The 9,425-nt window shown below is 28.9% G+C and carries 12 protein-coding genes and 1 pseudogene; 3 read left to right on the top strand and 10 right to left on the bottom strand.

Translation table 11 applies throughout. The features are described 5' to 3' along the window. Nucleotides 1-231, top strand: a pseudogene (locus ACH2BO_RS01920) (TrmH family RNA methyltransferase); the annotation flags it as partial. Here ACH2BO_RS01920 and ACH2BO_RS01915 read toward each other — a convergent pair. Both ACH2BO_RS01915 and ACH2BO_RS01910 read right to left on the bottom strand, forming a co-directional pair. After that, nucleotides 221-1,363, bottom strand: a complete 1,143-nt coding sequence (locus tag ACH2BO_RS01915; protein ID WP_395043074.1) for a WG repeat-containing protein — start codon at nt 1,361-1,363, stop codon at nt 221-223. The pseudogene ACH2BO_RS01920 and the gene ACH2BO_RS01915 sit on opposite strands and share 11 nt — an antisense overlap. Before the next feature lie 49 nt (nt 1,364-1,412). Next, a complete protein-coding gene (locus ACH2BO_RS01910) occupies nt 1,413-1,904 on the bottom strand; it encodes a GNAT family N-acetyltransferase (protein WP_395043073.1) in 492 nt (163 codons plus the stop codon). A gap of 340 nt (nt 1,905-2,244) precedes the next feature. On the opposite strand from ACH2BO_RS01910, the gene sucC reads away from it, so the two are divergent. Continuing rightward, nucleotides 2,245-3,438 carry an ADP-forming succinate--CoA ligase subunit beta gene (gene sucC / locus ACH2BO_RS01905; protein ID WP_395043072.1) on the top strand — a complete coding sequence of 398 codons (1,194 nt, stop codon included), beginning with the start codon at nt 2,245-2,247 and terminating at the stop codon, nt 3,436-3,438. 67 nt (nt 3,439-3,505) lie between these two features. On the opposite strand, the gene ACH2BO_RS01900 is transcribed toward sucC, so the two are convergent. The 4 genes from ACH2BO_RS01900 to ACH2BO_RS01885 all read right to left on the bottom strand — a co-directional run bounded on the left by ACH2BO_RS01900 (nt 3,506) and on the right by ACH2BO_RS01885 (nt 5,752). Beyond that, entirely contained in the window at nt 3,506-4,024 is a 519-nt protein-coding gene (locus ACH2BO_RS01900; RefSeq protein ID WP_395043071.1) for a DinB family protein, read from the bottom strand. Between the two features lie 136 nt (nt 4,025-4,160). Next, the gene (locus tag ACH2BO_RS01895) at nt 4,161-4,367 is read right to left on the bottom strand and encodes a DUF2892 domain-containing protein (protein WP_395043070.1); all 207 of its coding nucleotides are present in this window, start codon (nt 4,365-4,367) and stop codon (nt 4,161-4,163) included. 38 nt (nt 4,368-4,405) lie between these two features. Then, the gene (locus tag ACH2BO_RS01890) at nt 4,406-4,846 is read right to left on the bottom strand and encodes a DUF1456 family protein (RefSeq protein ID WP_395043069.1); all 441 of its coding nucleotides are present in this window, start codon (nt 4,844-4,846) and stop codon (nt 4,406-4,408) included. A 105-nt stretch (nt 4,847-4,951) separates the two neighbouring features. Continuing rightward, on the bottom strand, nt 4,952-5,752 hold the full coding sequence (locus ACH2BO_RS01885; protein ID WP_395043068.1) for an alpha/beta hydrolase: 801 nt from the start codon (nt 5,750-5,752) through the stop codon (nt 4,952-4,954). A gap of 55 nt (nt 5,753-5,807) precedes the next feature. Between ACH2BO_RS01885 and ACH2BO_RS01880 the strand changes: the two genes are divergently transcribed. Continuing rightward, complete coding sequence (locus ACH2BO_RS01880) at nt 5,808-6,209, top strand: excinuclease ABC subunit B (protein WP_395043067.1); 402 nt, start codon at nt 5,808-5,810, stop codon at nt 6,207-6,209. Nucleotides 6,210-6,246: 37 nt separating this feature from the next. Here the strand turns inward: ACH2BO_RS01880 and ACH2BO_RS01875 are convergent, their stop codons facing one another. From ACH2BO_RS01875 to ACH2BO_RS01860, 4 genes are all read right to left on the bottom strand, one after another. Then, on the bottom strand, nt 6,247-6,597 hold the full coding sequence (locus ACH2BO_RS01875; protein ID WP_395043066.1) for a DUF5615 family PIN-like protein: 351 nt from the start codon (nt 6,595-6,597) through the stop codon (nt 6,247-6,249). Next, entirely contained in the window at nt 6,597-6,827 is a 231-nt protein-coding gene (locus tag ACH2BO_RS01870; protein WP_395043065.1) for a DUF433 domain-containing protein, read from the bottom strand. The genes ACH2BO_RS01875 and ACH2BO_RS01870 overlap by 1 nt, the downstream gene beginning before the upstream one ends. 53 nt (nt 6,828-6,880) lie before the next feature. Next, nucleotides 6,881-8,869: an excinuclease ABC subunit UvrB gene (gene uvrB, locus ACH2BO_RS01865; RefSeq protein ID WP_395043064.1), complete on the bottom strand. Its 1,989-nt coding sequence runs from the start codon at nt 8,867-8,869 to the stop codon at nt 6,881-6,883. Nucleotides 8,870-8,917: 48 nt separating this feature from the next. After that, the coding region (locus ACH2BO_RS01860) for an RlmF-related methyltransferase (RefSeq protein WP_395043063.1) at nt 8,918-9,425 on the bottom strand (508 nt) is incomplete at its 5' end.

Below are 9,425 nucleotides of genomic sequence, written 5' to 3'. Positions count from 1 at the left end.
CAAAAAGCAGATGGATTTTTAAAAATTCCGATGGCTGGTTTTACTGAAAGTTTAAATATTTCAGTTTCGGCAGCCATTATTATTCAGAATTTAATGAGTAGATTGCACAAATCAGACATCAATTGGCAATTAACAGAAGCTGAAATTCTTGAAAAAAGATTTCTTTGGGCTAAGAATACTATTAAAGATATTAAGCGAATTGAAGAACGATATTATCAAACTAATCTTTAAAAAATTCGACCCCATTTTCTCCCACAAAACCTTTTCCATTAGGAGTTGTAACTTCAAATAATCCAAATTGCCAGTTTTCATTGACTTGAACACCTTCAATACTTTTTATAGTTAAATATTTGGGTTTTATGTAAGGATAAATGGTATTGAAAACTATAAATCCTTTTTTACCATCTTTAACTAAAACTCTATCAGCTTCTATTTCGTCAAATTCACAATTTAAAACAATTACATTTCTAGGTTTTACTAAACCATATTTATTATTGAGTTTTACTTTATAAACGGATTCTGATTTATCCCAACCATAATTGACTAATTCATCATAAATTGGTCTTATAATTTCTTCCATTTTATATAGCATTACAAGTCCTTTTTTATTATTTTTAGTTACATAGGCAACACTATTGTATGCATCGATATCGACTTCATCATATATTTTTTTAAGTTCAATTCTTTTTTTCTCAAGATAGGATTCATAATCTTTAGAACCTGGTTCTTGGGCTAAAGTTTTTTCATAAATTTCACCATCGTATTTTTCTGGATTTATTTTTTTATCATAAAACTTTTTTTCATGAAACTCTCCTTCGGCAACCCAAACATACTCTGAATTGTTTTTATCATTATCTTCCCAAGATGGATGCACATTTTTATACTTTAATGGAATTATAATTTTGCCAGAAGAATTGATTAATCCTTCTAATTTTCCGTTTTTAACGTAATAACTTTCATTTGTTGCAATACTTAATTTATCATAAATACAAGGTATAAGTTCTTTGTTTTTAAGAAAAATACCCGTTTTTCCGTTTCTATAAATTGAAAAGCGATCATAGTATAATTTATTTATATAAATTGAATCATAATTATTTAACTCTGGTAATAAAACTTTACTGTTTTGGTCAATTACAAAGTATTTTTTATTGGTCTTTACAACATATCTAGCCGTAAAATTGGTTTCTTCATCAATAAAAAAACTTTTTACGTCTTTATATATGGGTTTTACTTTTATGTTTCCTAAAGTATCTGAAAAACCCCAAAGATTTTTTTCTCTATATGGAATTAATATTTTATTAATAGTTGTTTTTTGAGAATACAAACTTGAGCTTAACATTAATAATAAAATAATATTTTTCATAGTTGATTTAAAGTTTTTTCAAATATAAATAAAAATAATTTTCTAAAATTTATGAATTAATTATATTTTCATATAAATAAAATTCAGGATATTCTGTTTGCTCTATTAATGTAAAATTCATTTTTTCGACAAGTTTTATTGATGGAATGTTTTCTTTTTTTATTAATCCAATTATAGTTTCGTATTTTATATTTTGTAAATATTGAAACATAATTGTCATGACTTGAGAACCATATCCTAATCGCCAATATTTTTTTCCTATTGAACAACCTATTTTGCATTTTGTTTTTGAAATTGGCACAATAAGAAAAGTGCCAATTAATTGATTAGAGATTTTTTCAATGATTCCATATCTAAACTCGGTTTTAGTTTTATAATTTTCAATTACATTATTTAGCATAATAACTGCTTCTTCAATGTTTTCAAAAGTTTTACTTCCTCTAAATTTCATTGCTTCTTTATCTGAATATAATTCAAATAAAACTTCAATATCGGTATGGTTTAATTCTCTTAGAAACAGATTTTCGTTTTCTGCAATCATTTTTTGCATTTTTTTTAGTTGCAATGGTTATTATCAAATGTATTATAAATTATTGAATATTTGTTGCTTAATTATGATTTTAATGTACTTACATTGATTTTTTAGCCCTGATGTTGCAATTGTTGGAGCTCTTTATCTTGTCATTAAAAACAAGATAAAAGCGACTTGCAACAGCAGGATAATGGCTTATAGAAAATGCCTTAAAGATTCGCTACTGAAATACATCAGCATAAATTCTAAATAAAAATAATTTGTTTTTATAATTGATGAAATTTAGTTATTTTTGTGCCACATTTTACCGAATTTATTTCGGTATCTAAAAAATAAATTAAACTTCAATATGGACATACACGAATACCAAGGAAAAGAAATATTAGCCAGTTATGGTGTAAAAGTGCAACGTGGTTATGTGGCAAATAATCCGCAAGAAGCGGTTGCTGCTGCTAAACAATTAACTGCTGAAACTGGAACTGGATGGCACGTTATTAAAGCACAAGTTCACGCTGGAGGAAGAGGAAAAGGTGGTGGAGTGAAGCTTGCTAAAAACTTGCAACAAGTTGAGGAATTGGCTGAGCAAATTATTGGTATGCAATTAATTACACCACAAACAAGTGCTGAAGGAAAAAAAGTGCATAAGGTTTTAATTGCCGAAGATGTTTATTATCCTGGTGAGAGTGAAACAAGCGAATTTTATATGTCGGTATTATTGAATAGAGCAACTGCCAAAAACATGATTGTTTATTCTACTGAAGGTGGAATGGATATTGAAGAAGTTGCAGAACATACGCCACATTTAATTCATCACGAAGAGATTGATCCAAATGTTGGATTGCAAGGTTTTCAAGCAAGAAGAATTGCTTTTAATTTAGGTCTTTCTGGAAATGCTTTTAAAGAAATGGTTCAGTTTATTGATGCTTTGTATAAAGCTTATATTGGTTCTGATGCATCTATGTTTGAAATTAATCCGGTTTTAAAAACATCTGATAATAAAATTATTGCTGTTGATGCTAAAGTAAATCTTGATGATAATGCTTTGTATCGTCATCCTGCATTGGCTGAATATAGAGACGTTAGAGAAGAAAATCCAATTGAAGTTGAAGCAAAAGCTGCTGGATTAAACTATGTTGACCTTGACGGAACTGTGGGTTGTATGGTAAATGGTGCTGGACTTGCAATGGCAACAATGGATTTAATTAAATATGCAGGATTTGAACCAGCAAATTTCTTGGACGTTGGTGGGACTGCTGATGCAAAACGTGTAGAACTAGCTTTTAGAATTATCTTGAAAGATGCTAACGTAAAAGCTATTTTGATTAATATTTTTGGAGGAATCGTTCGTTGTGATAGAGTTGCACAAGGAGTTGTTGATGCTTATAAAAATATGGGTGATGCAATTAAAGTTCCAATTATTGTAAGATTACAAGGTACAAATGCCGAAATTGCTAAGGAATTAATAGATAATTCTGGTATGCCAATTTTATCAGCAGTACAGTTTCAAGAAGCTGCAGATCAAGTTCAAGCTGCTTTATCTTAAAAAAAAATAATAAAAAAAAACCGTCAAAAAATTAATTTTTTTTTGACGGTTTTTTTTATAAATTAAATTAGACAGATTGTAGTTCATTAACATTAGATTCTTCATAAGTTGGTCCATATAATCCTGGAACTTTGTTGCCAGTTGATCTAAGATAAACAATCATTTCTCCTCTGTGATGGTATAAATGATTCATTAAAAAACCTCTTATTACTTGTATTCTCATCATTGGAGCCATAATTTCTTTGCCGTCCATATTCATTGACCAATTTTTATAAAGATCTTCTTCTTTTATGTTTTCTAAATGCATTTGTGCATTTTTAACATTCTCTTCAAATTTAGCTACAATATTAGATGCTTTACTAATATCACCTTTGTCGTATTTGTATGTTGCCATATCAAAAACGTCTTCTACAAGTGTGTTGTAATACCAATTATAAACCTCAGCAATATGAGATGCCAATTGTCCTGTTGTCCAAGAAATATCAGATGGTTTGAAATTTAAGGCGCTATCTGGAATTGCTTTTAATAATTTACGGGTGTTTTCTACTTCGTGTAAAAATTCACCAAGGAGTGCTTTTGAATTCATTTTAATAAAATTTAATGTTACTCAAATTTACCTTTTAAATTTTATTTTTAAATTAATTTTAAGTTAAAAAAAAACAAAAAAAACCGTTTAGTTTTTTAAACTAAACGGGAATCATTAATTATTTTATTTAAAAATTTTACTTAGTAAATGTTGCAGTATTTTTTCCTATTAATTTCCAAACAGGACAATAATTTATAAAAGCAGTAACCAAAAGTAGTATTGCAATAACAGATAAAATCCATGAAGAAGCTCCTTTTACTACTTCAAAATAATCAAGAGCAGCTAAAATTATTGCTAAAACAATTCTAACAATTTTGTCAGTTTGACCTACATTTTTAATCATGTTTTTTTGGTTTTAAGGTTATTTCAAATGTACAAAAACTATTTGTTGTTTTTGCCATTTTTATACTGCACCTTCTCTATGATTTCAATTTTCTTTGCAGGTTTTTTGTCTTTAAATTTTTGATTTGAAGCTGGTTTTTTCTTAAAGTCTCCAGGTTTAAATTCTTTTTTAGGTGGTGTTGCTGCTTCAGATTTTGTGAATACTTTAGGTTGCGCTTCTTTTTTATGAATAGCAATTACATCCATTGGGTTTTTTGGATTTTCTTTAGTTCCTCGTAAATGAATTACTAAGCCATTAAGAAAATTACGAAGTATTTGATCTCCACATTCTACAAAATTTTCATGTTTTTCATCACGAAAAAAAGCACCCAATTCAGATTTAGTTATTTTAAAATCTACCAATTGTAAAATATCTACTATTTGATCATCGCGAAGCATTAATGCAACTCTTAATTTTTTAAAAATATCATTATTGTTCATTTTGAATAAAGTTTAAAATTGTTTTACTATGTTTAATGTTGTTTAATGTTTAATTTGCAGTAGAGTAAAGTAACTATTTTAAACTCTTTTTAAACCATTAAACTTTTAAAAAAGCCAAAGATACGCCTTTTTAAATCCTTCTCGCCATAATTTTTCGTTGTGTTGTCCTGCTTTGACAATGATTTTTTTATTTAACATTTTGCATTCGCAACGAATAGTGTTTACTTTGTATTCAATACTGTTTAAATCTCTCAACATATCATCGTCACCTTCATTATCGCCACAGAGGAAATAAATTTTGCTTTTCAATTTTTTGGTTTTTTCGGTCATTTCAAAAATTTCTTTTCTGTTGAACCAAAATGATGGCGAAAATACACCAGCTTTTCCAAAAACTTTTGGGTATTTTAAAAGTGCATAATAGGAAATTAATCCGCCAAGAGAACTTCCAAATATGCAAGTGTTTTTAGCAGCTGTTTTGGTTCTGTAAGTTTTGTCGACAAATGGTTTTAACGTATTTACAGTAAAATCTAAATAATTATCTGCGTTTCCTCCACCATATTTTTCGTTTTTAAAAGGTGTTAATTCTTCCATTCGTTTTTCGCCACCATTTTCAATTCCAATAACAATTATTTGTGCATTTAAACTATCTAGAGTTTCATCTATATTCCATTCGCCAGCATAAGATGTTTTTTTATCAAATAAATTTTGAGCATCGTGCATATAAATTACAGGATATTTTTTTGTTGAATTTTGATAGTTTTTTGGTAGATAAACCCAAATTTTCTTTGTGGTTTTAAGTTGTGGTGCTTCAATTGAAAAAGTAGAAACTTGTATAGATGCTGTACTTTCTTGAGCATTCAAAAATCCAAAAAAGAAAGAGAAAAAGAGTAAAAAGAAATTTTTCAAAAGGATAAATTTTATTTTTTATAAATAAATACTATTTTAGCTAAAATTTTAGTTTATGCCTACAAAAGTACAAAAAATGAGTTTGCTTGCCGACATGATTGCATTTGCAATAATTGATGGTGAATTGCATGAAAGAGAATATATGTTTTTGACATTAGTTGCTGTTGAACTTGGAGTAAATAACGAGGAGTTAAAGCAACTTTTTCATGAAGAAAATAGGAGTGAAGTAATAAAAAGTGAGTTTGAGCGTATTCAACAATTTTATAGATTGGCTTTGTTGATGCATTGTGATGGCGTTTTGCATGAAAGAGAAGAAGTTAAAATTCATGAAATAGGAATTAATATGGGATTAAATCCATTTGCAATAAGAAGAGTTTTAAAAGAAATGGCAAAATCTCCAACTAGAATGGTTCATCCAGATTTTTTATTAGAAGTTTTTCAGGAACAATTGAATTAAGTTAGGCGGATTCAAGTATATAACGAAACATCGTTAGTTATTTAGTTATTATCCTAACATTTTCATTAGTTACAACAACAAAATTATTTTCTAATTTTGCAGAATAATTTTGTAGCAATTTAGTTAAAACTAAAATCTTTTGCTTGAAATTATTGGGTTTACATCGAATTAAAATTATACCGTTATGAGGTTTTTGATTTTTAAAAACCATTTCTCCAAAATCTTTATCTGAAGTTATCAAAATATAATTTTCTGTATTACTTTTAAATAATAATTCATCATCAGTTGATCCTCTTAACTCATCAAAAACTGAAATTACAATATGATTAGTAGATTTTAAGAATTCTGAAACAGTTGTCCCAACACATTCATCAACTAAAAAACGCATTAGGAAGCTATTTTATCTAAATCGAAAGTAGTGGTTTTCTCTAAAATATTTTCTGCATATTGAAGGCAAGCGAGAATTTGTTTTTTTTCTAAACCTTTATATTCAGCTAAAATTTCATTAATGCTAATGTCTTGAGAGAGTAGAGAAATTATATATTCAACTGTGATTCTTGTTCCTTTTATTACAGGTTTACCAAGCATTATTTTAGGATTGATTTCTATAAGTTCCATATTTTTAATATTTAGAATAACAAAGTTACAATAATAAAATAAATTTTCAATTATTAAATTTTCTCCTGCAACGCTTTAATTTCGTCACGATATTTCGCCGCTTGCATAAAATCTAAATCTTTGGCAGCTTTTTCCATTGCTTTTCTTGCATCACGAATTTTCTTTTCTATTTCTGGTTTAGATAAATACTCACTTTGTGGTTCGGCAGCTTTTAAAACTTGGTTTTCATAATATTGTGTAGAAACTGAATTGTTACTTAATGCATTTCCTAAACTTTTATTAAGAGCTTTTGGTTCTAGTCCGTTTTTAGTATTGTATTCAATTTGTTTTTCTCTTCTATAATTGGTTTCGTCAATTGTTTTTTGCATGCTGTTTGTTATTTTATCGGCATACAAAATAGCTTTTCCGTTTACGTTTCGAGCTGCACGACCAACAGTTTGTGTAAGAGAACGATGACTTCGTAAAAATCCTTCTTTATCAGCATCAAGTATTGCAACTAACGAAACCTCAGGTAAATCTAAACCTTCACGTAAAAGATTTACACCAATTAATACATCAAATAAACCTTTTCTTAAATCTTGCATAATTTCAACACGTTCTAATGTGTCAACATCAGAATGGATATAGCGGCATCTTATTGCAACTTTGGTTAAATATTTTGACAATTCTTCAGCCATTCTTTTGGTTAAAGTTGTTACTAAAACGCGTTCATCTGCTTCGCATCGGAGTTGAATTTCTTCAATTAAATCGTCTATTTGGTTTAAACTTGGTCTTACTTCAATAATTGGATCTAATAATCCGGTTGGACGAATAACTTGTTCTACATAAATGCCTTCTGACTTTTGTAATTCATAATCAGCAGGAGTTGCCGAAACATAAATAACTTGGTTTTGCATACCTTCAAATTCTTCAAATTTTAAAGGTCGATTGTCCATTGCAGCAGGAAGTCGGAATCCATATTCAACCAAGTTTTCTTTTCTGCTTCTGTCACCACCATACATGGCATGAACTTGTGAAATTGTTACATGACTTTCATCGACAACCATTAAAAAATCGTCTGGAAAATAATCTAATAAACAAAAAGGTCGAGTTCCTGGAAGTCGTCTGTCAAGATAACGAGAGTAATTTTCAATTCCAGAGCAATAACCTAATTCTCTAATCATTTCTAGGTCAAAATTGGTTCGTTCTTCAAGTCGTTTTGCTTCTAGATGTTTACCAATTTCTTTAAAATAATCTACTTGTTTTACTAAATCTTGTTGAATATCCCAAATGGCAGCTTGCAAAACATCTGGTGAAGTCACAAACATATTGGCTGGATAAATATTTAATTTTTCGTATTTTTCTAAAACTTTTGAAGTTCTTAAATCAAACGCTTCAATCTCTTCAATTTCATCACCAAAAAATTGAATACGAAAAGGTTCATCGCCATAACTTGGAAAAACATCAACAGTATCGCCTTTTATTCTAAAAGTTCCTGGAGTAAACTCGGCTTCGGTTCTAGAATATAAACTTTGAACCAATTTATGCAATAATTTAGTTCGAGAAATAACTTGATTTTTTTCAATTGAAACTACATTTTTTTGAAATTCTACTGGGTTTCCAATTCCGTATAAACAAGAAACAGATGCTACAACTAAGATATCTCTTCTTCCTGAGAGTAGTGCAGATGTTGTGCTTAATCGCAGTTTTTCTAATTCTTCATTAATAGATAAATCTTTTTCTATGAAGACACCAGAAACAGGAATATAAGCTTCGGGTTGATAATAATCATAATAAGAAACAAAATATTGAACCGAATTATTAGGAAAAAATTGCTTAAACTCCGAATATAATTGTGCAGCAAGTGTTTTATTGTGAGCTAAAACCAATGTTGGCTTTTCTACTTGTTGAATTACGTTGGCAACAGTAAATGTTTTTCCAGATCCAGTTACACCAAGCAGTGTTTGATATTTTTCGCCATCGAGAATTCCTTTTACCAATTTTTCAATGGCTTGTGGCTGATCGCCTGTAGGTTTATAATTGGATACGACTTGGAATTTCATTTATAAAATAGAAAAGTTTCAGAGTTGCAAAGTTACAAAGTTTGAGGTTTAATCAACACTAAACTTCCAGTCTTTCTGTTGTTTTTCACTAAGAAATGTCCAAGCTACAAATCGGCTTATTTTTTGACCTTGTGCCATTTCAATTGTTTTTATTTTTACTGCTCCAACTTTATTTAAAGTTTTGTAAATACTTTTTATATTCTCTTTTTTGGAAACTAAAGTGGTAAACCAAAAGCATTGCAACGGATATTTTACACTTTCAAATATCATTTGAGTAATAAAACCAATTTCGCCACCATCACACCAAAGTTCGGTAGTTTGTCCTCCAAAATTTAAAACTGGTATTGAAACTTTTTTGTCTTCTAGATTATTAACTTTTCTTAACGATGCTTTAGTTGCTTCTTCTTGTGATGAATGAAATGGTGGATTGCATATTGTAAAACTAAACTTGTCTTCGGGAAGTATTATGTTTTTAAAAATGAATCTAGGTTCACTTTGCAATTGTAAACTTATTGCATCGATTAATTTAGGATTGTTTTGAATGATTTTTTTGCAA

The organism is Flavobacterium sp. (genome assembly GCF_043773265.1).
Classification (GTDB): domain Bacteria; phylum Bacteroidota; class Bacteroidia; order Flavobacteriales; family Flavobacteriaceae; genus Flavobacterium.
Note: the sequence above shows the minus strand (reverse complement) of the source record. Positions and strands in the feature narration are given on the sequence as shown.

Coding starts and splice junctions, on each gene's coding strand:
- ACH2BO_RS01915 (WP_395043074.1), bottom strand. CDS start 1,363: ATGAAAAATATTATTTTATTATTAATGTTAAGCTCAAGTTTGTATTCT.
- ACH2BO_RS01910 (WP_395043073.1), bottom strand. CDS start 1,904: ATGATTGCAGAAAACGAAAATCTGTTTCTAAGAGAATTAAACCATACC.
- sucC (WP_395043072.1), top strand. CDS start 2,245: ATGGACATACACGAATACCAAGGAAAAGAAATATTAGCCAGTTATGGT.
- ACH2BO_RS01900 (WP_395043071.1), bottom strand. CDS start 4,024: ATGAATTCAAAAGCACTCCTTGGTGAATTTTTACACGAAGTAGAAAAC.
- ACH2BO_RS01895 (WP_395043070.1), bottom strand. CDS start 4,367: ATGATTAAAAATGTAGGTCAAACTGACAAAATTGTTAGAATTGTTTTA.
- ACH2BO_RS01890 (WP_395043069.1), bottom strand. CDS start 4,846: ATGAACAATAATGATATTTTTAAAAAATTAAGAGTTGCATTAATGCTT.
- ACH2BO_RS01880 (WP_395043067.1), top strand. CDS start 5,808: ATGCCTACAAAAGTACAAAAAATGAGTTTGCTTGCCGACATGATTGCA.
- ACH2BO_RS01875 (WP_395043066.1), bottom strand. CDS start 6,597: ATGCGTTTTTTAGTTGATGAATGTGTTGGGACAACTGTTTCAGAATTC.
- ACH2BO_RS01870 (WP_395043065.1), bottom strand. CDS start 6,827: ATGGAACTTATAGAAATCAATCCTAAAATAATGCTTGGTAAACCTGTA.
- uvrB (WP_395043064.1), bottom strand. CDS start 8,869: ATGAAATTCCAAGTCGTATCCAATTATAAACCTACAGGCGATCAGCCA.